The 25,361-nt window shown below is 45.9% G+C and carries 15 protein-coding genes; 4 read left to right on the forward strand and 11 right to left on the reverse strand.

All coding sequences use genetic code 11. From position 1 onward, the window contains the following. Window positions 1–323 precede the first annotated feature (323 nt). From C7475_RS02135 to C7475_RS02160, 6 genes are all read right to left on the reverse strand, one after another. Entirely contained in the window at window positions 324–2,615 is a 2,292-nt protein-coding gene (locus C7475_RS02135) for a hypothetical protein (protein WP_110050561.1), read from the reverse strand. Window positions 2,616–2,930: 315 nt separating this feature from the next. Continuing rightward, window positions 2,931–3,419: a polymer-forming cytoskeletal protein gene (locus C7475_RS02140; RefSeq protein WP_158286392.1), complete on the reverse strand. Its 489-nt coding sequence runs from the start codon at window positions 3,417–3,419 to the stop codon at window positions 2,931–2,933. Further along, window positions 3,382–4,437 carry a ParM/StbA family protein gene (locus tag C7475_RS02145; RefSeq protein WP_110050565.1) on the reverse strand — a complete coding sequence of 352 codons (1,056 nt, stop codon included), beginning with the start codon at window positions 4,435–4,437 and terminating at the stop codon, window positions 3,382–3,384. Before C7475_RS02145 ends, C7475_RS02140 begins: the two co-directional genes overlap by 38 nt. 328 nt (window positions 4,438–4,765) lie before the next feature. Then, window positions 4,766–5,740 carry a hypothetical protein gene (locus tag C7475_RS02150; protein ID WP_110050568.1) on the reverse strand — a complete coding sequence of 325 codons (975 nt, stop codon included), beginning with the start codon at window positions 5,738–5,740 and terminating at the stop codon, window positions 4,766–4,768. Window positions 5,741–5,893: 153 nt separating this feature from the next. After that, entirely contained in the window at window positions 5,894–7,672 is a 1,779-nt protein-coding gene (locus C7475_RS02155; RefSeq protein WP_110050570.1) for an ATP-binding protein, read from the reverse strand. 216 nt (window positions 7,673–7,888) lie between these two features. After that, window positions 7,889–10,486, reverse strand: coding sequence for a M1 family metallopeptidase (locus C7475_RS02160; RefSeq protein ID WP_158286393.1), 2,598 nt, complete (start codon window positions 10,484–10,486; stop codon window positions 7,889–7,891). Between the two features lie 150 nt (window positions 10,487–10,636). On the opposite strand from C7475_RS02160, the gene C7475_RS02165 reads away from it, so the two are divergent. Continuing rightward, entirely contained in the window at window positions 10,637–12,277 is a 1,641-nt protein-coding gene (locus C7475_RS02165) for a hypothetical protein (RefSeq protein WP_110050572.1), read from the forward strand. Between the two features lie 106 nt (window positions 12,278–12,383). Here the strand turns inward: C7475_RS02165 and C7475_RS02170 are convergent, their stop codons facing one another. Further along, entirely contained in the window at window positions 12,384–14,180 is a 1,797-nt protein-coding gene (locus tag C7475_RS02170; RefSeq protein ID WP_110050574.1) for an ATP-binding protein, read from the reverse strand. Window positions 14,181–14,841: 661 nt separating this feature from the next. On the opposite strand from C7475_RS02170, the gene C7475_RS02175 reads away from it, so the two are divergent. Further along, on the forward strand, window positions 14,842–15,204 hold the full coding sequence (locus tag C7475_RS02175) for a hypothetical protein (RefSeq protein WP_110050576.1): 363 nt from the start codon (window positions 14,842–14,844) through the stop codon (window positions 15,202–15,204). 95 nt (window positions 15,205–15,299) lie between these two features. Here the strand turns inward: C7475_RS02175 and C7475_RS02180 are convergent, their stop codons facing one another. The 4 genes from C7475_RS02180 to C7475_RS02200 all read right to left on the reverse strand — a co-directional run bounded on the left by C7475_RS02180 (window position 15,300) and on the right by C7475_RS02200 (window position 23,122). Next, window positions 15,300–16,802, reverse strand: coding sequence for a reverse transcriptase family protein (locus tag C7475_RS02180; RefSeq protein WP_110050578.1), 1,503 nt, complete (start codon window positions 16,800–16,802; stop codon window positions 15,300–15,302). Between the two features lie 442 nt (window positions 16,803–17,244). Then, a complete protein-coding gene (locus C7475_RS02185; RefSeq protein ID WP_110050580.1) occupies window positions 17,245–18,903 on the reverse strand; it encodes a hypothetical protein in 1,659 nt (552 codons plus the stop codon). Window positions 18,904–18,913: 10 nt separating this feature from the next. Then, entirely contained in the window at window positions 18,914–22,117 is a 3,204-nt protein-coding gene (locus tag C7475_RS02190) for a HEAT repeat domain-containing protein (RefSeq protein WP_110050582.1), read from the reverse strand. A gap of 540 nt (window positions 22,118–22,657) precedes the next feature. Further along, window positions 22,658–23,122 carry a YhcH/YjgK/YiaL family protein gene (locus C7475_RS02200; RefSeq protein ID WP_110050584.1) on the reverse strand — a complete coding sequence of 155 codons (465 nt, stop codon included), beginning with the start codon at window positions 23,120–23,122 and terminating at the stop codon, window positions 22,658–22,660. A gap of 105 nt (window positions 23,123–23,227) precedes the next feature. Here C7475_RS02200 and C7475_RS02205 point away from each other — a divergent pair, with 105 nt between their 5' ends. Continuing rightward, on the forward strand, window positions 23,228–24,670 hold the full coding sequence (locus C7475_RS02205) for a cell wall metabolism sensor histidine kinase WalK (RefSeq protein ID WP_110050586.1): 1,443 nt from the start codon (window positions 23,228–23,230) through the stop codon (window positions 24,668–24,670). Beyond that, the gene (locus C7475_RS02210; RefSeq protein WP_110050588.1) at window positions 24,642–25,340 is read left to right on the forward strand and encodes a response regulator transcription factor; all 699 of its coding nucleotides are present in this window, start codon (window positions 24,642–24,644) and stop codon (window positions 25,338–25,340) included. Before C7475_RS02205 ends, C7475_RS02210 begins: the two co-directional genes overlap by 29 nt. Window positions 25,341–25,361 lie beyond the last annotated feature (21 nt).

The raw sequence follows: 25,361 nt of genomic DNA on the forward strand, positions 1-25,361 counted from the left end.
TAGCTAACCGATCTTATCTAATACCAGACATCATTGGCAATTATCAATGAAGTTCTACCGATAGAAAGATGGATTTAAATTCACTGCCACGTGAAGTTATTGGGAGACCGCCATAACGAGGTTTCAGATGGAGCTTGTGGGCATTTGCCCTTTGAGAGCGTTCATACGCTTGACGGGAGTTAAATAGCGATCCAACGGCCCCTACGCTTGAAAAAGCCCGATAGTAAGGGCTCGAAAAGGGGTACAGCCCACAAGCCCATACTGAAACCGAGTAAGAAGGTCAACGCTGGAATCATGTCAGCTTAAATTCGCATAAAAGCCCCTCATTTCGTTACAACAACTTCAAAATCCGATTTACCCACCATACCATTACCGCTGATACCTTCTACGAGGCCATAAAACCTAACATTGATATCCGAAGAGAAGAACTCCAGCGTCGCATTCCCGTTTTCATCAGTAACGATGTCCGGCGCCCACAATAAGGTGTTCCGGTAATCCGGTAGCGGGTCCTTTTCCTTATCGTAATCAGGTTGATAAAACTCCTTCTTAGGATAATAGCCCTTTGACCGCGCTAGTCCGAACTTTTTAAGCAGTTCCTCTTCTGTAAATTTAGGATAGTGATACACGATCCTTTTGGTATTGGTTGCATCGAATGAGAAGGGGTGTGTTGTAGGTGGATTGGGACCGGTCCATACGATGTATGTATGTCCTTCGATGGGGCGTTCATCACCATCTCCCACAGGACAATTTAACCATCCTCCCTCTGCTCTGTCGGTAAGACCTTCATATTTTGCAAGACTGTCCAGCTGACCGATATATTTATCCCGAAACACCGTTTCTGTCCTGCCTTTTATCTCTATTTCCTTTAGTTTAATGCTGCCGCGTGTCAACAGGAAAGGGTTCTCTGCATCCGTTTTGCGATCTGTAGTAGCTGGTAGTCTTTCCGAAGGATAATCTATTTTCTGCCACGGTCTTATCTTATTGATAGTTTCGAAAGGCTCAGTGAGTTTCAGTTCAACGTCGTTCTGTTCTCCGAAGTGTTTGATGTAGATGCGTGGTGACATTTGCAAATGTTCCGGAGCAAGCCGGAAGGCTCCCTGATCGTCTAATGCCAACACCTGGTTTCCCCGTTGGTCAGCATCGAACAGCATAACCGCATGTTGAGTTGCCTTTGATTTCTTTTTAAGTGCAATCAGCTGACCCGTTGTACTGTCGGACAATAACGGATTCCCGTTCTCTGCTAATCTTTTCATTGACTGCTCATCCCATGAATAAGCGCGCCAGCCCTGGGTCAGTAGCAGGAGATCTAACGCCTGTTTCCGGTCAGCATTGGCAGTGTCGAAATAATAGCTGGGATCATAAATCCTGCCTTTCAACTGTGTTGACAGCAGGTAATGTGTTTGGATGTCTTTCGGGTCTATAGGCTGGCGATAGATACCATCATATACAACAGCACCCAATTGAGCGACAGCCGGCTGGCCTAGTTCGTCTGCCGCGTGTATTTGTAAGGAGATCTTTGATTTCGTGTTGTAGCTTTTCTTTGAAAGGGTAGCCGTGATGGATAGGCGCTTATCTGGTTTTATATAGATCAGTCTTTCTGCTACAGGAGCAGGCGTATCATCAAAAAGGGTGGCTTCAGCGATTCCCGCCGGTACGTCCTGCAAAGGTAGTTTAAGATCGAGGCTATCCTTTATTTCTGCTGCCGCCATCAGGTGTGTGATACCTTTTGCTTGCATTCTGAAATAGAAATGTCGTTGTTCAACGCCACGGTTATAGACGCGGAAAATGACAGTATCTGCAGTATTGCTTAACAACCGGAACTTCATTCCCTGCGTACGAATATCCGATAGTGTATAGATGCTATCTGTGAAAGGCGCATCCAGGCGTACCTGGTATGTTTTACCAGCTTGCGGCTGAAATACGAAACTGCCCATTCCGGCATGTGCGCTCTTAAAATGCCCGATAGCCTGATTACCGTCAAATAAGGTACAGGATACATCGTAAGGCTGACCGCTTTCTGTAACGGCCTTAAAAGCAACTCTGTTAGGTACTCCCGCCAACAGCGTACCTCCTTCCGGCAGGAGGCTGAACTGTATTTTCTTCAAAGTATCGGAATAGGGTATTGCGGGTTTCCTGCGTACCAGTTCAGCTACATTTTGCACGATCCGTATCCTACGTGCGCCAATGAAGGACTTAGCATCTGCAGTAAGTGAATGAGCGGAATAGGCACATAGCCAATAATTCCCCTCCGGCAGTGCATTGTCCAGGTAGATATGCCCGCTGGCAATACCTCTGCCGACAGGATATTTCTCCTCCCATACGATACTGTCTTTCATTTCATGGATCAACTGGACATACAACGTCTGCTCTGCGCCTGACAAAAGCTGATGCCGGGCATCTACTATGTAGGTTTTAAACCAGAGGTCTTCCATGGATTCATAAATATCTTTGCTGGTACGTATATACAGCGACGTATATGTACGGTCTGTATAGGTTTCCAGGCTGCGCGCGATCGAGTCCAGTTGATGGGTTTTGGTCTGGGCGCGCCCGTACGAAAGGATAAAAAACGAGCCGAGTACTATGAGGTATATCTTTAGCATCCTGTTAACTGCCATTCAATTTAGTGTTAAGTGATAGAACCAATCGTTCTGTTTAAGGCTTGGGCGAAGTGATGACACTCGCGGGATGACAGATAAAGAAAGCCAATAAGGTAAAAAGATAATCGCTTTTCGTGGATATTCCTACCAGCAGGACCAGAAAGATGCTTTGCAAGAAGGTTGTGAACAGAAAAAAGGGAAGAGACCGGGGCGGGTAAAAGGTATCAGGTGTTGTAAAACGGGTATCAAATAAAAAGATCAATTACAAATTACAAACGAAAATTGTGTTGAGCAGACCTTCATCCGTAAATTGTAATTGATCAGTAGGCGTGATTAAAACCATGAACTGGCCTGTTCTTCATCTTCGGCCGGTTGCTGTGGTTTCTCCATGTCTTCTTCAGTAACGGGAGGAACGACATCGTCTGCTTCTGTCGGGTGTTTGCGGATGGCGCCTTCAATAACGGCATCCTGCTCTACCTCCAGTACCAGTGCGGTTACATCTCCTTTTACATATGCTTTGTTGCTGATCACAGCTTTATTGCTTACAAAAATATCCCCATACACTTTTCCGAACACAACCAGATCTGTTGCATAGACATGACCGCGTATGTTCGCGGTTTTACCTATTACCAGCATACCTTCGGTGCGGACATCACCTCTTACGTTACCATCAATACGACCGGGAATAGTAGATTCTATAGCGCCCTGCACGGACACCTGGCTGGGAATGACAAACATGTCCTTTCCAAAGGCCTTTTTAATTAACTCTTTCAAGGGAAGCACATCACAAATTTGAGCCAGCAGATAAAGTTTCTTCTTCAAAAATCGAAATGATAGAGGATGCATTGCCCAGGTCAATCCCTACGCTACGCTGATGTTTATCGTCTGATATTCTCAAAGAGTTGTATAAATAGCCTATGCTTACAAGATTTTCAGGATTAGGCGCTACTTCCACAGGAATGAAATCTTTGAAATCTTCCATAAATGCGTCAGTCAGTTCCCTATAATATGCGCCTCCACCCATCAGGTAGATCTTGCTACAGTTCTCAAAGTCCTGATCGGTAAAGTAGTTCCTCATCAGCGGAGATACCACTTCTTTGTAGTACTGCGTCAGTAAAGCCTTGCGAAGGTCCTTCAGGTCAATACGTTTCCTGTTGGTAAAGATAGAACCTTTCATGAAAGCATCATCCAGCTGATGCTCATTTTTCATATCCAGGTAGTACTGTTTGTTCAGCTCACGGGCCAGGTTATTGATGGCATACTTGATACCATGAGAGCTAAAGCAGGTACGGTGAATGAGGCCATCCGCCGTAGCCATACCGCCTTCGATGGTGCCAAAGCCAAAGCTGACAGCTATGAAGTTTTCAGTCTTGGGGTCATTAACGGTCTTTTTCAAGCCAATGATACCACCTACGATCTCAGGAATTACTTCATAACGTTCAATGTCCAGCATGCCTTTTTTTATAGCGCCTTTATTATTGAAAGTATGCGTATCGTACTCTATAAGGAAGTGGCGCTTGTTCAGAAAGCTTTCTGCAGCGCTTTTATAGACATTATAAGTAGAAAAAGGAAAACCCATTGTGATGGACAATGGCTGTTGTACCCTATCCAGTACATTTACCAGGCCTGCTTTGAACAGGATCTCATAATCATCCTCCTGCGGAGCGGCATTGGTTACACGACCGGGGTTAATACCACCGCGTCTTGCCAGGTTTCCGACTATATACCAGTTTTCGTCTTTTTTGATCTTAAGGCCATTCAATAAGTCTTTTGAGGAATTTTCGTTGTTACCATACGCAGTTTCGAAAACACTCGGAAAGCTGATAGGTGTTACTTTCATGATAGCAGGATTAATGTATATGATTAAAATTCAGGTGTTTAGTTGTTTCAATAATCGGTCTGGTCACTCACGCTGGCTCGAGGGTATTAGGTTTCTCCAATCGGGAGGGGCATTGCTACTCCCGCACAATAACAACATTAAATATATAAAATTATATTAAACATTAGCAAGCACTCACTGAACACTTTTCAAATATATTGATTCTCAGTGTTTTGCCGGGTTAACAAATTGCTATTTAATGATTGTTACTGAGTTGTACTGGATAAGTTGCAGGAGAGGGCTGTCTTTATTTAAAAACCTGGCAGGGATCTCCTGCCAGGACTGGATACTACCTGTTCATGTAATTAAATTCATACCTGGCCGTGTCGTAGATCGACCAGTCCATGAAACCGCGGACCATCGTACCTAACGCATCCAGATGGCGCTGGATGGCAAAGTCAATGTGTGGGCCGAACGAAGGCAGCTGGGTTCGCAGTTCATTAAACAATGCTATTTCCCGGTTATGGATAGCAGCTGTTTCTGCGATGGCTTCTTCAAGGCTGATCTGCTGTTCGTGCTCAATTACGACTACCAGATTATGATCATCTCCATGCGCCAGCTCTTTTGAGAGCGAGAAGAGATCATTGGCCCAACAGACAGCACGGCGGGCCAGATCGACCAGTTTCTGGAACTGTTCATTCTGGAGCACAAAAATGGGCAGGTAAGTCTGAGCTGCCACTTCAAGCATGTCAGTACCCAGGTTAGCGCCACTAAAGAATGGCCGCATCTGCATGTACTGAAATACGGAAGGGTGCTTTTGTTGTTTGGCATTTTCAGCCTCCCAGACAGCCGCCTCAAAAGTGGCTTTCAGACTGAGGGTGAACTGGCACTGCCATGATACAGTGCTCAGTTGCCGCATCTTGTTCCAGAAATCGCTGAGGGCGGCCAGTACCGGATTTGACGCCCGGTCAATGGACTTGTCATACCGCAGCACGTTGACGAAATCAGTAATGACCTGCTGAAGGTATTTCTGTTCCCTGTAACCGGCCGTTTCAGGCGTTACATGGTCAAGCAGATCATCCAGTACGAAAAGCCATGTGTTAAGGTCATTGGCCGTACATAGAAAATCCAGGTCAGCATCCGGGTAAGTCCGGGCTGTCATCCAGGCAAATTTGTACTTACGGAAACGATCATACGCTTCATCGGACTGTAACAGGTTAAATTCCTGTAACCACGATGCTGTGTGCTGATCAATCTCAGACACGAAAGGACTGATCTTTGCCTCAAACGGGCAATCCAGTAATGGAACGTTAATTGGTTGCATAAAAATTGGGTTTAAAAGTGAGAGGAGAAAAACTAATTCAGACAAAAATGTAATGTGATGACGCGAGATAATCGCAGTCAGATAGCGTGGGAATCAGAAAGATGAGTAATTATGCAGCCGGTAATAGGAGGTGTGGGGATAGGGGATGGATGGTTAGAACAATGCCGGGCTATTCAGGCATTGTTTGAGTGCAACATTCAACAATTTAAAATCGACCGGTTTGATCAGGTAGGCAGTAGCGCCAGCATTAAAGGTGGCGATCCTGTCTTCCTCAAAAACATCACCGGAAATGACAATTACAGGCACTCTCTGCAGCATAGGTGTACTTCTTACGAAGGCCAGTATCTCTTCCGCATCCATGTCGGGCAGGTGCCTGTCTGCCAGGATGATATCAGGTGTATAATGATGCAATAATTCTATGGTGTCTGCACCAGTACTGCAGGCTTCCAGCTCGCAACCAAGACGCCGGAGGTACTGTGTCAGGTAAATCCGGCTCATATCATCGTCTTCAACGACGAGCACTTTTGCGCCGGTATAAATGCTATCGTCGATGCTGGTGCTGGTTTCAGCGACTTCCACCTGTGCAGCAGGCACTGCGCATGCCTGTAAGGGGAACGTAAAGCTGAATTCCGTTCCTTTTCCTACAACACTTTCTACCGAGATCACACCTCCCAGTAAGGTTGCAAGGTGCCGTGCAATGTGCAGTCCGAGGCCCGTACCGCCGGAAAAGCTGTTCCAGCCGGTAATGAACGGATCGAAGATAGGCGCTATCTTATCCTGGCTGATGCCTTCTCCCTGGTCTTTCACTTTGATACAACAGGAATCATTCTCAACGATAGCCGATAATGTAATGATGCTATTGTCGGCCGTGAACTTAACTGCGTTGAACAAAAGATTATTGATGATCTGGGTAAGTTTTACTTTATCGGTCACCAGGAATGGCGGTAACTTCCGCTTATTATAGTTCAGCATAATTCGCACGCCTTTGGTAGCGGCGATGTATTGACCGGTATCTACTATATTGTCCAGCAGGCTTCTGATAGCAAAGGTTTCATTATGCACTTCATGCAGCTTTCCCGCTTCTATTCTCGACAGTTCCAGTACATTATTAATAACGTCCAGTGCATGATGACTGGCAGCACATAAGTGTTCCGCCTGTTTTACATAGTTAGTGTCATTGTTCTTGTTTGCATCCAGCAGCAACAACTGACTGATGGAATATATGGCATTGAGCGGTACACGGATCTCATGATTGGTTTCACGGAGAAAGATGCTCTTATAATTGTTGGCTTTTTCCAGTTCGGCAGTTCTGATCTGCACCTGTTGTTCCAGGTTCTCCGTATGCTCTTTCTGTGCATGTAACAATTCATCATTATGTTTTACATAGAACATAATGATCAGAATATTGAGTGATACGATCACCAGGATCGCTGAATAATGAATAACGATCTCGCTAAGAGGATTGACATCGAGAGGAGGGATGATGCCCGCCACTTTGTTGATCTCCAGCATCACAAGGGTGATGATCGCTACAACGATACAGGTTGTACGGAAGATCTTATTTTTTACGATCAGGAGCGATGTGCCTATAAGAAATATAGCGAGGAGACTGGCTTCTACATTATCTGACAATAAACAACCAAAATAGAATGTTGCTGCATTATGTATCATCTGCAGATAGAATGCTGCAATATCATATTTCCGTTTTTTATTCAGGAATATCACGTAGAAACACGCAGAACCTTCTACGAGGGTGCCTAAAAAAAGACCGAGCTGTCCAGAGATAAGGTAAAAGAGCAATCCAAAGAATATTGCCGATACACCGGTTATTATGGCGAGTAAATTTACTTTAATGATCCTGCTCTTTTCCTTAAGATCTATGGTGTCTGCTCCTATCAGGGTAATCGCTCGAAATATCCCCTTTACTGTCATTCGCGTTCGGGTTTACTGGAATTACTTCCGGGGTTTGTTAGTGTTGTTGTTATAGGTCGTTGTGATATAAAAGTTGTCCTGCTTAGTTATATCCGGATAATTGTTCACAATATAATTAATTACCCGCAAAAAAAATCAAGGAGAAGCCCTTCTGCTGATAATAAAACATATCAACAGAAGGGCTTCTCCTTCAACAAATAATCTTTTCGTTATACGTTATTTAAAATCGGTATCTGTGAGATTGCTGTTCACTTTGATCTCATCCACTTTAAAATCGATCTGTTGTCCGCCGATATTATTCTTCAGCAGGAAAGGGAACTTCACACCATTTACCTCTCTGTAATCGCTGGCTTCGATAGCGCCTGTTTCCTGTTCACCGTTACGGCTTACTTTTTTCACGAGGAAGCCTGTATTAACATCATAATAAAGCTCGGATACCAGTTCCTCATCTTCCTGTACAGTGATGAGGTAAGTATCTTTACCGTTGTCATCTGTTACGATGTTGGGAGATAAATGTATTGCAACGCCATCTTTCAGGTAGTCAACTTCCGGGATCAGTGCCAAATTGGCTTTGATACGCTCTTTTGACTCAGCATCCAGCGGTGTGGGTGCACCCATCTGTATTGCAGAAACACTGTCTCCGTTCACAACAAGTTTAGTTGCGTGTACATTCATCATCGGGATGAAAACATCCAGCAGGAACTTGTCGGGCGATTTAAATTTCTTTGTCATTTTGATCTCAGTACCCTGTACAGAACCGGTAGCGGTGATCGTCTGATCTTTAATAGCTTTCACTTTATCGATACCGCCGATAGCCTGTAAGTATTTATTGAGTACATCCTTCGCAGAAACATTAGCAGGTACTTTCTTGCCCGCACCGCTCCAGGTATTGTTGGACGGATCAACATCAGGGAATGCCTTATCAGGATCTATCACAACTTTAGTGATCCTGGAATCTGAATTATGTTTAAATGTCCAGGTCCCACCACGCTGCCAGATCTCAGCAGGCAGTTTTACCGTATCGGTCTTTCCTTTGCTGTCGGTGATGGCCAGTACTACGGGAAGGGCCATCTGTTCCAGATTTTCTATGGTGATCAATGATCCTTTGGCAGGGTCATTACCTGCATATTTTACGTCTTTTACAGATTGGTCCAGCTTCCAGCTATTGAGGAACCAGCCTCTCCAGAACCAGCTTAAGTCTTCACCTGCTACATTTTCCATCGTGCGGAAGAAATCCCACGGAGTAGGATGTTTGAACGCCCAACGGTCTATATATGTGCGGAACGCATAATCGAAGCGCTCTTTACCGAGTATATAATCACGCAGGATGCCCAGGCCCATAGCTGGCTTATAGTAAGCGCCAATGCCCAGGTAGCTGCTCTGGATCACATCGGGTGTGCTCATGATAGGATCTCCGCTCATAGCACGGCCCATTGACTGGCCCTGTTGTTTATGATAGAACTCTCCGTTGTTGAACTCCTTACCTGAACCATCGTTGATGAATGTATTAAATCCTTCATCCATCCATGCATATTTTCTTTCGTTGGAACCTACGATCATCGGGAACCAGTTGTGCCCGAACTCGTGATCGGTTACGCCCCATAATCCGCCGCCGGTGCTTCTGTGGGAACAGAAAACAATACCGGGATATTCCATGCCACCTACGATACCCGCCACATTGGTAGCTACCGGATAGGTATATTCAAACCACTGTTTAGAATAGATCTCAATACAGCCTTTTACGAACTCTGTAGACCTTACCCAGCCATTAGGGGCCATGATGCTTTCTACAGGATATATAGACTGCGCCAGTGCTTTTTTACCACTTGGCAGATTGATACGGGCTGCATCCCAGACAAATGCGGTTGAAGCTGCCCAGGCAATATCGCGTGCGTTCTTACATACGAAGTGCCAGGAGAGCATACCACCTTTAGGTTGTGCGGCCGCTACTTCAGCGCTGTCCCTGATCATCACAGTTTTGTCGCTGTTACGTGCTTTAGCCAGTTGCGCCTGTTGCTGTGGCGTCAGTACCTGCGCTTCGTTCTGCAGTGCGCCGGAACCTGCTACGATCATCCCAGCAGGTGCAGTGATGGTATAGTCAAAGTCGCCGTACTCAAGATAGAACTCCGAAGCGCCCTGATAAGGGATAGAGTTCCAGCCCAGTACATCGTCGTACACTTCCATGCGCGGGTACCATTGTGCGATCTCATAGATCCAGCCGTAACGTGTTTTCAGACGGCCGGTACGGTCGGTACCATATTGCGGAACCTCGTAGGCATACTCCACATAGATCTTTGCAACGCCGCCATCTGCTTTCAGGGCTTCCGGCAGGATCAGCTGCATACGGGTATCGTTGATAATATACTTAACAGGTGTTTTCTTACCGCCTATTGCTACGTTTACGGACTTGATGTTATATCCATCCGTAAAAGAGCGGTTAGCGAAACGACCGCCGGTTACCACCGATGTAGCAGCACCACGGGAGTCTTCCCTGTAGATGTTCTGATCGAGCTGTAACCACAGGAAAGGCAGTTTGTCGGGGCTGCTGTTCTTATAAGTGATGCTCACCGAACCTTCAATGCGGTGTTTGGCAGTGTCCAGCACAACGCTGATGTTATAATCGGCCCTGTTCTGCCAGTATTTATGGCCCGGGGCGCCACTGGCACTACGATATTCGTTACCGTTGGTAGGGTAAAACAGAGGACTAAAGGCCTCATGCTGGTCATACTTTGAAGTAGCTGTCTGTCCCACTGCATTGTGGACAAAGCTTGCCAGCAGGAAGCAGGAGCAGAGCAGGATTTTGTTGATTGTCATTAGCGTTTGGTTTGGAAATAGCCATAAATATAATAAAAGCCACTCAAGCACAAAGGACAAAAAGGTTAAGAGGATTGTAATTTGTATAACAGCGGGACACACATTTGAAAAATATTATATCTTTACGATCAGAACGACATACTTTATCCTATGAAATATATCCGGACAGGCATGGGCCTGTTTTTCCTGCTATTCACCAGCCAGGCTTTCGCCCAAGTACCCACCACAGCACCATCCGTACAGCTTAGCCCAGCATTCCCGGAACCAGGGGAAGGTTTTGATAAACTGGTAATGTTACCCGGCGGAAATACCTGTTACCTGCATTTCGATAAGAAACAGGGGATCGTCGCAAACATTTACAATGAGCAGCGTGCGGTTACTGCCACGGAAGTGATCAAAGGTAAATTATGGGATGCCTCCAATCTGAACGATACGGAGATCGACGGTATCTTCGCTGTTAATAACCAGGTCGTCATCTTCCTGCAACAGCTGGTAAAATATAAACCGAATCTATATCGCCTGGTACTGGACGGTACTAATGGTAAACTGGTACTGGAAGACAAGCTGGGAGAATTACCTACCGTACTGCACCGGGACGTAATGGTACAGGACCATTTTGCTTCGCACGATTTCCATGTATCCAAAGACCCTAACAGCGGTTACTACGCCGTAGCTTCCTTTGCAGGCGGAGAATTGCAGCGTAAGGAGACAGGCGCGGAAAGAGCACAAATACTTCATTTTTCGCCTGATCATCAGCTGATAAAACAAAGTTATTATTCCGTTTCTGAAAACTATCCTTACCTGGCTTATATGGATATGGCCGTGCAGGGAGCCGACAAAGTATATCTTGCTACCGTTGCGTTGAACAATCGCAGGAAAGATACCAGCGCCGTGGTTGTTATTTCTGCCATTGGTAAAGACGATAATCATTTCACACATACTATCCTGCCATATACGGCCAACTTTACCGATGTACATGCTTCAGTACAATATGCATCTGCAGTGAATGGTCTGCAGGTATTACTGACCACGACCAATAACCAGTCGGCTAAAGCCGCTGTACCTGCCAGTTACCTGAACTATCTTGATGCCGGCACGCTGGCATTTAAAACTAATCAACTGCTGACCAATGAGAAGATTTCTGCCTTTGCACAACAGAAAATGAAATATACAGCTGCTTATGCCGGTCAGCCACAGGAACTGATCACATATGCAGACGGCAGCAGTACCGTACTGCTGGAAAGTATGAGCCAGTTTGCAACGAGCGGCAGCAACTCCTGGAATAAGATGCATACCAATATGAACGATATCGGTGTGAGCCGTATAGATGCAGGTGGTCATGAACAGGCAGGATATGCGCTGGTAAAAATGCAGGTGGCGAATGGCACTTATGAACCGTTGTATTTTCACCGTAAGAAAAAAGGGCAGTGGTTCTTCCGTAACAGGATACAGGTATTGAATACGACGCCTTATCTGTCATATGAATATCTGCCAACACCTAAAGCTACTTATATCATCTTTAACGACTATCTCGCATACCTGGACCAGGGAGGTACCTACCAGGACAAAAAGCCGATGAGGTATCTGACCGAAGCGAACACTGTTTGTTACAAATGTACCGATGCTAACCAGGAAAGGTTATTCCTGTTCGGAACGCCTGAAACATTCAAAGGATATTATTGCATGCTGGGCGCATCAGATTATGATGAGAAAAAATATACTTACGCCACGATCATGATCACGCGGAAAGGAGAGGACAAGAAGGCCTGTATTGCATGGGTTAAATTCTAAACAAATACTTTGACCATAGATAATAAAAGAGCGGCCGCCGGATCATCCGACGGCCGTTCTCTTTGCTACATGACAATCTTACCTCTCACTTTTGATAACAATAGGATCAGGGATGAACATTCGCTCTCACGTATTTAGATAAGGTGGTGTGTAATGTTTTGAAATCTATCGGTTTAACGAGATAGTCATTCGCACCTGCCCTTAATAGTTCCGCACTGTTTTCCTTGAAGGCATCGCCGCTGGCAATGATCACCGGGATATTCTTCAGCTCTTCATCCCTGCGTATCTTTAACAGCGTATCTTTACCGCTCATGCCGGGAAGATGTGAATCGAGGATAATGATATCCGGTATGGAAGCCTTCGCCATTTCCAGTCCTTCAGTACCATCCGCCGCTAAGAAGATCCGGCTGCCCATACCACTCAGGAAGCGGGACAATACCATCTGGCTCATTTTATCGTCTTCAATGATCAGGATGCTGGTATCGGTCAGGTTCACGAAGCCGGTATCATCGTCAACGGCATTGCTGAAAGATTGTTCTGTTGGCATCCTTAAGGGCAGCATGACCGTGAAGGTAGTGCCGTTGCCTACCTTGCTGTACACTTTGATCTCGCCGCCCATGCTGTTCACCAGGTGCCGGGTAATATGCAGTCCCAGTCCGGTCCCTTCCAGGAATATATTTCTCTCTGTAACGAAAGCATCAAATATCTTGGACTGTCTTTCGGCTTTGATACCAGGGCCTTCATCAGTGACCTGGATGCACAACCAGTACTCACTCCTGTAAATATCAAGTGTGACGGTACTTTCCTGCGGCGAGAACTTGATGGCGTTCGACAACAGGTTGTTCAGTGTTTTGGTAAGCAGGATCTTATCGCCCATGATGGTCTGGGGAACGCCTTTGTCAACGCTCGCGCTGACCTTAACGGCTTTGACGCTTCCTACATATCGATGCATGTTGACAATATCTTCCATCCATTCCCTAACATTTAAAGGGGCTGCCAGGGGCACATCCAGTTTGCCTGCTTCAATGCGGGAGAATTCGAGTACGTTATTGATGATATCGCGGGTATTGCAACTGGCGGCATACAGGTGGTCGGCCAGCTGGCGGATGGGAGCCAGGGAGCGGTCCTGCTCTACTTTGAGCTGCAACAGCTGACTGATCCCGAAGATGGCATTGAGCGGGGTCCGGATCTCATGGCTGGTTTCACGAACGAAAACAGTTTTTGCATCAGTGGCTTTAACCAGTTCCGTGGTCAGGTCTTCCAGGTCCCTGTTGTGCTCTTTTACGGTATCCAGCATACGCCTGACATGGAGCATCTCACGTATCCTTAACCGGTCGATGCTTCTTATGTAGTAGTAGATGACCACCAGATCCAGGAGCAGGATCCCCGGAATACTTACCCATCTGATAATGAACTGTGCGTTCGTATGCTCCTGGGGTGGCATAACGGGGACTATAAAGCCGTTGTACAGGTTGATCTCGCCGATAAGGAAGGCGAAGATGGTGAAGGAGATGCTGAATACGCGCCTGGGCTTATCCTTTTCAAATACGATCAGAGAAAGCCCGAGGAGGAAGATGAACAGCAGATGTACTTCTGTTACTTTGCCCATAATGGCGCTGTAGTACTGGATGCTGACATTGGTAATAATGATCAGCGCCAGTCCGGCGGCGGTATATTTTCCCCGGGAGTTGGTAAGGATGACGGCCGACAATAGAAAGCAGCCTATTGCGGCAGGGGCGGAGATAGCAACACTGTGGGTTGCCATAAAGCAGCAAAGGCCGAAAGCGCCGGACATGACAGCAGTCATAAGTGCAATAGTATTCACTATTTTAACCGTGTGTCTGTCGTCTTCATTAGGTACCTTACTGTAGCCAGTCGTAGTTAGTAATTGTAATAAATTCATGCACCAAGCATTTACGTTAAGGGGACATACAAATACGGAAATAATACAGGTTCCCAACTTGTAGTTAGTTCCATTCCGAGTTTCCTATTCAGGATTAATTAGCTAGTCAGTCAGTAATATGAATATGCAATATAGATTTTGGGGGCCAGTTCCAACTGCAATTTACATACATTCGAAATTATATCACTTAGTATAATCAGTATACTTTTTAACAATTTTTATTTAGTTGGCCCACATATTATTTTTGTTAAGATACAATAGGCAGGTCCGGGAAGCTACCATGGCACGTGCATTACGTGGTGTAGAGCGGCTGTCTGGTTCAGGTTGCCGCCTGGCGGCCTTGCCTGCGGAAAATGGCACCTGCGTTTAAGATCACAATAAAGCGGTAACGCATCCTGCATTTTACCATGCGAGGATACAAGGGGTGTCAAGATAGATGGTGTCATACAATCTTTAAGTTGTAACGAATGCTGATTTCGGTTAGTTGGATCGAATATTAATTAGATAAGCGAGCTATATTATAGCTATTTAACATACACCCGTGTAAAATAGTTCAATACGCTGAAGAAAAAGTTAACTGGTTGTTAATGACTTAAGATTTCTTTCTGCCTGAAGATCTTTTTCAGAAAATCTAAATAGATTGCCGGGATAATTCCACCACATGAAATATTACATATCCATTACCATCGTTGCGCTCTTCAGTTGTTATGCATGTCAGCAAACAACAACCCCGGCATCCAATGATCCATATGCACTGGCTGATACGTCAGATTACAAGCTTACTGAAACACTACAGGGACAAGGAGGTGTTTACGCCAGGACGGAAGTATACACACACAACAAAGACACAACGCGTTCTTATGTAAAGGTCTTTAGTTACAATCAGCAGGTAGCGGCCATTCAATTTTATAAGAGCAATAAGAAAGACGGACCAACGATCACCTTCAATGAAAAAGGTCAACGGCAATTAGGTACTTATTACAGAAATGATACCGTGATCGATATGCATCCGTTTAATCAATAAAAATGCTTAATTTTATCATCAGAGATTTACTAATCCTCTATTTATAAAAAAGGCCCGTATACATTTAGTACACGGGCCTTTCTGTTTTCATTACTTTATACAACGTCCCACCAGGGTTTATCGCCTTCTTTCTTTGTGTCGTTATTTCCAGGCGTAGCAGGCGGTATATCGGATTGCACAGCTGATGCACGTGCCTGTGCCTTGATATCATCCCTGTTCAGCAGGAGCAGCCATTTATCTTTCAGCTGTTTGCCTGCTTCAGGTTTCACCATTGATACATAGTTAATGTAACCTTCGATACTGCTTACAATATTTCCTTTGCCCCATTGTTTACCTGCCAGTCCGGATACAGAGATCTGGTGCAGCAAGGCCCTGAACTTACGTAAAGTATCTCTGTCAAGGCTTAACTTGTCATTAACCACAATACCTGTCACTTCTCTCTTATCACCTTTCCGCATCACCTTCAACTTGTCGGGATGGATCACAAAGCCTTCTTCTTTTACCACCTGTTTCACACCCCATATCAGCTTACCGGCATCGTCTGCAGCAGTATCTTTAGCGGAGAATGTCATATCATCCGCGTAGCGGGTATAAGTATAATTAAACCTGCGGGCAAGTCCTTCAAAACGTCGGTCCAGGCGGAAGCAGATAATATTAGTGATAGCGGGACTGCAAGGTGCGCCCTGTGGCAGATGCCGGTCCGTATTGGCTACATAATAATCCTTTCCATCAAGCGCTACCTGGTCTACTTCCGGTTCTGTGCACAACAACGCGAGGATAGTAGCCACCTGTTCACTGTAACCCAGTTTGCAGAACATTCCTTTTACACGTTTATACCCGATGGTCGGGAAGAAATCGCGCAGGTCGATATTGATCACGATATCCTGCGCCACATGATGAACTGCGTTCGTTACGATAGATCTTCCAGGTACAAATCCATGTGCTGCATCACTGTTTGGCACCTTATACAGGATGTTTTCAAGGATCCAGTACTGAGCGGCTTTCAGTTGTGGCATCGGTGCTGAGATCAGGCGTTTACCACCGGACTTCTTAGGTATGTAGAATCGCTTGTAGTGCGTAACATGCCCAACTTTCCTGTTAAAGGAGAGGAAGCGCAGTTTACCGAGGCTGATGCCCATTGCCGCTGCCAGTGCTACGCCGTCATGCAAGACAGGCAAGCCTGCTGTCGTGAGGCGTTCTGTATCGGAAACAGTTTTATTAAGTCCCTGGGATACATCTTCTCCCAGGTAAACGATCTGATGTTCTTTTTGCTGTGCCCAGAGTGCGGCTTTCTCCTTACGCTTTTCTTCATTGCGCAGTTTTGTTTCCGCTCTTTTGGCTTTAGCTGCGGCCATACGTTGTTTACGCATTTCCATCAGCATCCTTTCCCTGTTCTGGTAACGGCGTTTCTCATCCAGCAACTGGTTGAGCTCTCTGCGTAATTCGCTTTCCTTACGGATCAATACCTCCGAAGGCGAAGGCATAAGCGTATTGGGTTTCCAGAAACCCAGGCGGGTCATTTCTGCCAGGATGACTTCATCTTTGGTAGATGCTCTGATACGGTCATATAGTTGCTGACGCGTCAATCCTTCTGCCATAATCTTTCAGACGGTTTATTGCTGATAAAAGATAATACGTTGTTGATGCTAATGATGGGAAGAGAAGAAAGGGGAGAAGGGTTCAACAGGAAAAACAATGTAAAGAGGAAACGGCCTTCGTGCAAGCCATTGACTAAATCAATCAACTCCAGGGAGGGGGCTACCTACCGGATATTTGAAGCCCCCGGGGCTCGTACCGTAAATGTCCGGTAGGTAGCCCCCTCCCAAAGTAAAGATTGCATTTAGTGAAGCATGAAAATGTCATGTTACCTGAGTGACGAAACATCACTCTTCCTGAAACCAGGCGCAAGTGCAATCATTTCCTCTTTACAAAGATCTTTTTTTCTGATGCGAAAGATAGAGAGATTTATTTAAAGTGCAAATACATATTGCATTTTTTTCTTTCATTTCTTTCTACCTGCTCACTTTTCTTTTATTCCGCTTATGCGTTATTGTTATTTTTATTTTGTTCGTACGTCATACGCAGTGCCAGCATATGTTCACAAGGCCCTTTATACAACTTGTTAGTGATATAATCATAACAATCGCAATGGCCTGTGCTCATTCTCTCGTCGCCGTCTATCACAATAACAGGATGGTATGAACGACGATCTGCCGTTATCTGTCCTTCCACCTGTAAACCAACTGACGGCACCTGTTGTGCAGAAAACCTGATCTTACCTGCTGTGACCAATCGTGTTGCTGATTCTTCTTTCGGATTGGAGAACCTTAACTGGTCAAGCGGCAATGGGTCCTGACTGAGCTCACGTAAGCGATAGTAACCTGTATGCAGGTCATAGATCACTTTTCCGGCTTGTGTATAGATACCCAGTGTCGCGAGTACTTCAGGAACAGATACGCCTGTTCTCGCGGAGATCTCTTCCGGTTTGCCGAACCACATCTGCTGCAGCTCACTGAACACACGGAGTTTGGTAGCGTCTTCCACACTTGCTCTTGGCGCCATGAGGTCAAACTGTCCGGCACGTGACCAGTCGTTCGCTGTCCATCCGGAGAGACCTAATGTGAATTGCATGTCTCCCAGATCAGCCACATAGAAAGATGGTAATCCGCTGCCTGTCAGGTGTACGGTGAACTTCTTTGCTACCGGTATCAGTCGCTCCAGGATGAGCATGCGCCTGCGGCCCCATATGCGGATCTCCCTGCGTTGCGGACCTGTATAGATAGAACGTGCACATTCGATCTCCTTGTTCCACGGCTCGAAGATGGCCTTCACCGGTTTACCGGGGTCCAGTACGAAACGGATAGAACGCGGTCCTTTCTTTTCCTTGAACCTGCGCAGCCAGCTACAGAAGTTGTATACGTCCATAGGATGCAGGTCAAAGCTGGCGGCTGGTAATGTCATTGCAGAACTAACCTGCAGGAACCCACGCACCCAGCTGTCGGGCAGGTCTATCTTCACTTCACGGAACATCTCTTCCTGGGTGGTCTGCACGGAGAAACCGGCAGGATCTACAGTGAAGGTCGTTTCCTTATAATCACGGATCTTCTGGAACTCATTATACAGGGCGGCAGAGTAGTCAATGTTGGTCGTACCACATTTAAACTCGTTCACCTCTTTGAATACGTTATAGCTGGCGCTCAGTTTACCATAAGCGGATTCGTCCTGGCTGAAACATTCAAAGAAGATCTCGTCCGGATGTACGCTGATAACAGGGTCCAGTACGAACCAGGCATCTCTGTCCTTTTGATACAGATAATCGAAATAGGCTTTGCGCGCTTTGTAATATGGCGCCATCGTTCTTTCTTTCTCGTGGTATATGCTGCTTAATTCCTCGTTCAGGAAACTGATACGGCTGTTGGCAGCTTCTGCATCATATTGTCCCATGTATTGGGCCAGCCAGATCGATTCCTGCTGAGCAGCCCATTCTTTATAGGCAGTTTTGTCTTTGGGTTTGAAACGCAGGTCAGAAACTACCACGTCATGCAATGCAGAGATAGCCTCACGGAACGCGATCTTCTTATGCAGCTTACCGGCAAAGTATGTCGGGTCTCTACGGGTATCGGGCGCAAAAGATATTCCCGCTGATGTCGCATTGCTGTATACCTCACTTTGTCCGCTGTATCTGTAGTTAAATAACATCTTCCAGGGTTTAAGATTGTTTCATGGGAAATTCAGTGAATCTTACCGGCAATGCCAGGTCAGCATACAACTGATGGATGTTACGCATGATGGCAATACAGCGGGCTTTATCGCCGATGGCTACCGTTGCGGATATATCTGTAATAATGTCGCCAATATATGCAGCTGCTTCTCTCGATTTCAGTGCTTCCTTTTCCAGGAAGTTGAAGATCCTTTCCTTTGCCACACGTGCCTTGTTCACTCTTGACAGCACTGACCTGAAGTAGTGTTCAAGCTCCTTCAGATAGGACAGATTATCTGCTGCATAATTCTCCAGGTAATTGGTGGCGAACAATTGCATTGTGACTGTAGGATGCTGGCTGAGTTTCATCAGGTAAACCGTGCCATCCTGCTCCTGGAAGAAGCGGGTGAGCAGTTCCCGGCCAAAGGCCTGTACGTGTGGGTTCACGCTGTCAGCAACAGCTACGAGCGACTCAGGCGACCAGTCTGCAGCTTCAAACTGACTACGGAAGTAGTTCGCTGCAAACTCGCGGGTATCATCCCAGGTCGCATCCAGCAGGGCTACGGCTGCATCTCTTTCATAACGGATGCGGGTAACATGCTGTTCGAAGAAACGCCAGCACCATTCCCTCACTGCCTGCAATTCATGATTGCCTGCTGCAATGACCTGCTTGATGGTCAGGTTATCCGCCGGGATATATTTTTCCAACACCACTATACCGAATGCCTGGGCCGGACGGTAATTTGAATATAATAAGCGCAGTGCGGTCGCCTGATCAATATCCTGCAGGTGACTAACCAGTTCATTACTGAGCATTTCAGCCAGGTCTGCATGCAGTCCTTCGGAAGTTTCCTTACGCATCAGCAATGGCACCAGTTCATTCACCAGCCATACCGCGAGGTCCGCAAATTGTGTGGTGAGCCTTTTCAGTAATGGCCGTACTGCATTCCTCACATCAGTATGAGGCGCGGTACAACAGTATAACAGCAATCCGTGACGTTTAACCAGCTCCGTTTCACTGATGGCGGAGATAACGTCAATACCGGCCGCTCTTACCGGCTGGTAGCTGTGATCCAGTAAACTGTGCAACAGGCTGTCGGTAATATGATCGAGCGTGAACTGTCTTTTCTTGAGGATCAGCAGGCGGGCTGCGAATGCCTGTGCCGCTGGCAACTTGCTCTGCAGCAGATCTTCCATGATCTTGAAATCAAGGTGTACCAGCGCATGACCGAAGTATTGTTCGAGGATGCGGCAGCTATCTGTAAGATCATCATTGGTCTTGTCATCAGCTTCAGTGACAGACAGGAGATAGGAGATGACCTTAACCGCCAGCAGTTTCACTTTATCTTCTGTGAGTTTAGCCTGTCCCAGCTGCGCTTTTGCAAAAGCGCGTACGTCTTCATGCGGACAGAGGATCAATTCACGGACAAAATCAATATCTGCGAAACAAAGATCAGGTCTTGCTGCTATCCATTCCAGCCCCTGCTCACGTGCTTCGGCGGACGTGCTGCATAACAGTGCAAGTATTATCGGCAGAGATGGATTATTGACATCAAACTTCTCCCTGGCAAGCTGCAAACCATATTCCTGCGGCAGGCGGAATGGATTGCCCAACAGTGCGCGTATCACATGACTGTCCATCTTTTCCTTCAGCGCATTGTAGTCAGGATGTTGCAGTAACTGATGTAAGGCAAAGTCATGGACCTCATCCAGTTTTCCTTTTACAAGCAGCTGAATGAATGCCTGTGGCAACTGACGCCATAAATGAAGGAATGGTACATCACTTGTCTCGGCCTTAGTCACCTGTTCCGCTGAAATAGTAGGCTGTACATCTGCATGTTTACGGCCGCTCCTGAAGAGGGATGCAACTTTCTTCAGCAGACTTTCCCCTTTATTTTGTTCCTTATTTGCTTTGTTTGCTTGTGTTTGATCATTGGCAGGAATGAACCATAACGTACCATCAAATGCTACTTCTTTGCTATTACCCTGCAGGATATAATGCAGCAACACCGCTCTTGCATTGGCTGGATAGTTCTTGGTAGCAGGACTGTAAATACTATTGTAAGGACCACCGCCCCAGCCGTAAAGCTGATACACAGGGCCTGTCTGTTTATCCGCGTCGTATTGCAACAACATGGCCGTTGCAAACCTTACATACTGGATATCATCCTGTTGGCCCATCCGCTTCAATCTTCTCAGCACACGGCGGCGCAGATAGAGACGGGTATGTTTTGAATAAGCTCTTTTTTTACTTGGAAGAGAATAATCCTGCGCAGCTTCCTGTTCTCTTTCAAAACGTTCTGTCAGCATAGCTACCAGCTCGTGATCGTCCCTCAATTCCGCCTGTTTGAACAGGTGACGGATATGCTGGAAGAAGTTGTTTTTCAATGGCAGTGTAGCGAGAAATCGCAATAATACTTCTCTTACGACAGGATTTGTGATACCTACTATATAAAGCTCTTCCAGCACCGGATACGCCGGTTGTACGAGGAGCTTTATTCTTTCATTCAGTAAACGGCTCAATTGCAGTTTATCGCCCGACCGTACCGCTTCCTGGAATTCCGGTGGCAATCCTTTTTCAAATTGCTCTATATAAGTCTTGCGACCATCTTCAGACAGCAGCAACAGTAGTGCGTGTACCGCTATCTGACGCTGATAGTAAGGGTAGGTCGTATTTTCCGCATATGCTTTCAGCGTAGGAATATCTGCCTCACTACCGCAACGCCCCAACGCCCACAGCGACGAATAACGCTGCATGGTATCTTCGCGCTCAATTAGTTTGGTAATATAAGGCGCTGCTTCTTTGATACGCAATTCACCTGCCTTCCAGATAACACGGGAAGTCTTCCATTCTGTTTTGAACTTCGAATGCCGCTTCAGGGCATATTCAAGGCGTTTGAGAATAGCAATATGAGCAGGGTTGCCCACCTGTGAAGTATCAGGAGGAACAAATTCCGCTACCGGACCAGCATCCTGTTCGGCGGCGTACCCTTTGGAGCGTTTTTCCTTTTCAAGTGCGTCATAGATAGCGGTTGCTGACGGGAGGTCCACCGGGGACACCGTTTTGCTACCTTCTTTCAATGCACTTCCCCGCTTACCGTAGCGGAAGTTTACTATGTATTGTCCGGGGCCAACTTCACATAAATCAATCTCATAGGTCTTGTCAGAGTTCCCCTCCCTGAAAAAAAGCTTCGTTTGCTTTATAAATCGCATGAGCTAACAACATTAAAGACGGGACCCAAAATAATATTATTTTTAATATATATAGTAGATTTTTTTTATCAGGGTCATCCTGAAAAGGTAAAGCGATTGTTCACTTATATGCAAAAACATGAGGGGGTAGTTTTCAAAAGGAAAGATGAAATAGCGCGCCTGGCATTGAGTGATAAGAGCACTATCCGGGAGTAGCTTTTTTACCGGTTAATGTTCGCTTATGTATCGCTTAGATACCGCTCATCCTACGTTAATCTTACGTTCATGAACGTAGGATTAACGTAGGATGAGCGGTATCTAAGCGATACATAAGCGATATCAAAGCGAACATCAACTGAAGATAAACACTTTATATGCCTTTATCCGGAAATTATTACATTCTATTGAAAAACAGCTTGTTATGTACGAAAAAATCCGTATTTCCCGCATCTCTTTTCTAATTAACTTTGTGATGTGATCAGAAAATAAGATCATCTGAAACGAAAAATCCGCGTTGTTAACGCGTCAAAATAAAAGTGTATTTGGCTTATAGCATTGGCATCATTCCGGAGATGCGGTGCTTATCTTAATCACTACTTTCTTTACAGGAACAGGAGCTTTTACCTTGATATTCGGCATGTGCAGATCGGTAGGGAAGAAGATGGCGAACATGCCCTGTTCCAGCTTTGAAAAGAATGTGGGCGTTTCTCCGAACAGCATGAAATCTGCTGTTTCGTCGTAGGCTTTAGAAGGCGTGTGACTTTTCAGGAAATCATGCCCGATCAGTTCTTCACCGCTCACAATATATTGTACGTCGATATACTTCTTATGTGACTCCATCTGCTCGCCTTCAGTAGATATCGTATCGTACTCATTCACAATGGCGAAGATATCCGTACCGTCAATTTCATATTTACCCTTTTCCACTTTGGAAAAGTCCGTCTGCTGCAGATATTCAAAAGCTTTTACAAATCTGCTACCCAGGCCGTAATAAAGCTGTGCGTTCTTTAAAGTATCGATGATCATGTCAGTATTTTAAGCGCCGGAAAGATACAATCAAATGTGAACAAACGTTAACGATTGTTAAAGAAACGGCTGCCGGAAGTACGGGATGGTTAAATTTGCGGGAATATGGGTAAGATCAGGAAAAGAATATGGTGGATAGCTATGCCGGCATTACTGACGGTACTGCTGTTTCAATCGTACTGGCTACGGCAAACGTACCAGTCGCAGCAGGAGGCTTTTGTAGCTACTGCTACGGAGGCTTTCCATAATGCTTATGATAACACCATCATTGTTACTGCGAAGCTGTATGGCGGAGATACATCGCAGCCGCTGAAAAAGTATAGTATTCAGGCCTCGATAGGCATAAACGACATCCCGGACAGTACACCGCTGCCCCCGGGCCATGTGTCGGGAGCGCGCATCACATATGATACTACGGAGAAGCCTTTGGGAAAAGGCATTCACATGGATACTTCTGCGGCTAACAGGAACCTGTCTTTGGATAGCGGCTCTCCACTGTCTCATTTTATATCCACCATCTTTTCATCCTTTACGGATGTTATACCGGATAAGGATACCCTGGATAAAAACTACAGGAAGGAATTGGACAAGAAGCATATTCCGTTGGCATTCAGGGTCCTGGCCAATAACAAGGAAATCGATACGATCAGCAACCGTCCTACCTTGCTCATCTATCCCGGTTTGAATAACCCCAACAGGGTGATGGGTGTACAGTTCATCGGGCTGCCCAGTTATCTGCTGAAGAAAATGAGCAGCGCCATCATTCTTTCCATATTCGTCGCCTTTCTTATTACAGGCTGTATCTGGATCTTGTGGCGGATCATTCTGCGCCAGGAGAAACTGGAGAATATGAAGCGGGAATTCATCAGCCATGTTACACATGAACTGAAAACACCAGTTTCTATCTTACAGGCTACCAATGAAGCATTGCTGACCTTCCGGGGTATGAATGATCCGGATAAAACGGAACGTTACCTCCGCCATTCGAAAACCGAGCTTGACAAACTGCAGGACCTGATCGACAAGATCATGCAGGTGACGAGGGAGGAACAGGAACAACAACCACTGTCTGTTACAAGGGCGGATATTAATACCTTGGTGGCCGATGCCGCCGGCCGTTTCTCTCACTTACCCGGATTGACCATAGAACAGCAGTTCGACATACAGGACGGTACCTTTTTTACTGATGTAACTGCGTTCAATACCATTCTTTCCAATTTGCTCGACAATGCGGTGAAGTACAACGATAAGCCGCATAAGGAGATCCTGATTCATGTGAAAGAGACAACAGGGCATTATAGTTTCACCGTAAAAGACAACGGGAACGGTATTGAGAAACAGCATTTGCCGTTCCTGTATGATAAGTTTTACCGTGTGGTGCAGGGCGACAGGCATGACATAAAAGGATATGGTCTGGGACTGAGTCATGTGAAAGCACTATTGCATCAATTACAGGGGAGTATCAGCGTTAGCAGTACTCCCGGCAATGGCACTACCTTTATTTTCCAATTACCGAAATATGAAAAAGATCAAGCTGCTGCTGGTTGAAGATGAGATAGTATTGGCGGGCGTGGTGAAAGAAACACTGGAGGCACATGGCTTTCAGATCAGCCTCGCGGAGAATGGCGTGCAGGGCTGGGAACAATATCTGTCGTTCCGTCCTGATATATGTGTGATAGACATCATGATGCCTAAAAAAGACGGTATTTCGCTGGTGAAGGATATCCGCGCTGTGGATGAGCAAACGCCGGTGATCTTCCTGACGGCTAAAAGTGAGACACAGGATGTTATCAAAGGATTGCAGACAGGGGCGGACGATTATATGAAAAAGCCTTTCAGCATGGAAGAGCTTATGCTGAGGATCAGAACATTATTAAAACGTACACAACCCAATACTACGCCGTCTCCCGCTAAAACTAATACGGGGATCTATCTGCTGGGAAGTTATACCTTCGACCATAACAGGCAGGAGCTACGTCATGAGAAGGAACAGGTCCGTCTCTCGTTACGGGAAGCCGATATACTGAAAATGCTGGCGGAACGGCCTAATGTCACTACCCACCGTAAGAATATCCTGCTGGAGCTGTGGGGAGATGATAACTTCTTCAACGCCCGTAATATGGACGTTTATATCAGCAAGATCCGTAAGTACCTGCAACACGATCCATCTGTACAACTGATCAATGTACGTGGACTGGGATATAAACTGGTGTATTAACACAAGCGGCAGATTAACATT

This window comes from Chitinophaga sp. S165 (genome assembly GCF_003182155.1).
Classification (GTDB): domain Bacteria; phylum Bacteroidota; class Bacteroidia; order Chitinophagales; family Chitinophagaceae; genus Chitinophaga.

Coding starts and splice junctions, on each gene's coding strand:
- C7475_RS02180 (WP_110050578.1), bottom strand. CDS start 16,802: ATGGCAGAAGGATTGACGCGTCAGCAACTATATGACCGTATCAGAGCA.
- C7475_RS02185 (WP_110050580.1), bottom strand. CDS start 18,903: ATGTTATTTAACTACAGATACAGCGGACAAAGTGAGGTATACAGCAAT.
- C7475_RS02205 (WP_110050586.1), top strand. CDS start 23,228: ATGGGTAAGATCAGGAAAAGAATATGGTGGATAGCTATGCCGGCATTA.
- C7475_RS02175 (WP_110050576.1), top strand. CDS start 14,842: ATGAAATATTACATATCCATTACCATCGTTGCGCTCTTCAGTTGTTAT.
- C7475_RS02190 (WP_110050582.1), bottom strand. CDS start 22,117: ATGCGATTTATAAAGCAAACGAAGCTTTTTTTCAGGGAGGGGAACTCT.
- C7475_RS02145 (WP_110050565.1), bottom strand. CDS start 4,437: ATGAAAGTAACACCTATCAGCTTTCCGAGTGTTTTCGAAACTGCGTAT.
- C7475_RS02160 (WP_158286393.1), bottom strand. CDS start 10,486: ATGACAATCAACAAAATCCTGCTCTGCTCCTGCTTCCTGCTGGCAAGC.
- C7475_RS02135 (WP_110050561.1), bottom strand. CDS start 2,615: ATGGCAGTTAACAGGATGCTAAAGATATACCTCATAGTACTCGGCTCG.
- C7475_RS02165 (WP_110050572.1), top strand. CDS start 10,637: ATGAAATATATCCGGACAGGCATGGGCCTGTTTTTCCTGCTATTCACC.
- C7475_RS02210 (WP_110050588.1), top strand. CDS start 24,642: ATGAAAAAGATCAAGCTGCTGCTGGTTGAAGATGAGATAGTATTGGCG.
- C7475_RS02155 (WP_110050570.1), bottom strand. CDS start 7,672: ATGACAGTAAAGGGGATATTTCGAGCGATTACCCTGATAGGAGCAGAC.
- C7475_RS02150 (WP_110050568.1), bottom strand. CDS start 5,740: ATGCAACCAATTAACGTTCCATTACTGGATTGCCCGTTTGAGGCAAAG.
- C7475_RS02200 (WP_110050584.1), bottom strand. CDS start 23,122: ATGATCATCGATACTTTAAAGAACGCACAGCTTTATTACGGCCTGGGT.
- C7475_RS02170 (WP_110050574.1), bottom strand. CDS start 14,180: ATGAATTTATTACAATTACTAACTACGACTGGCTACAGTAAGGTACCT.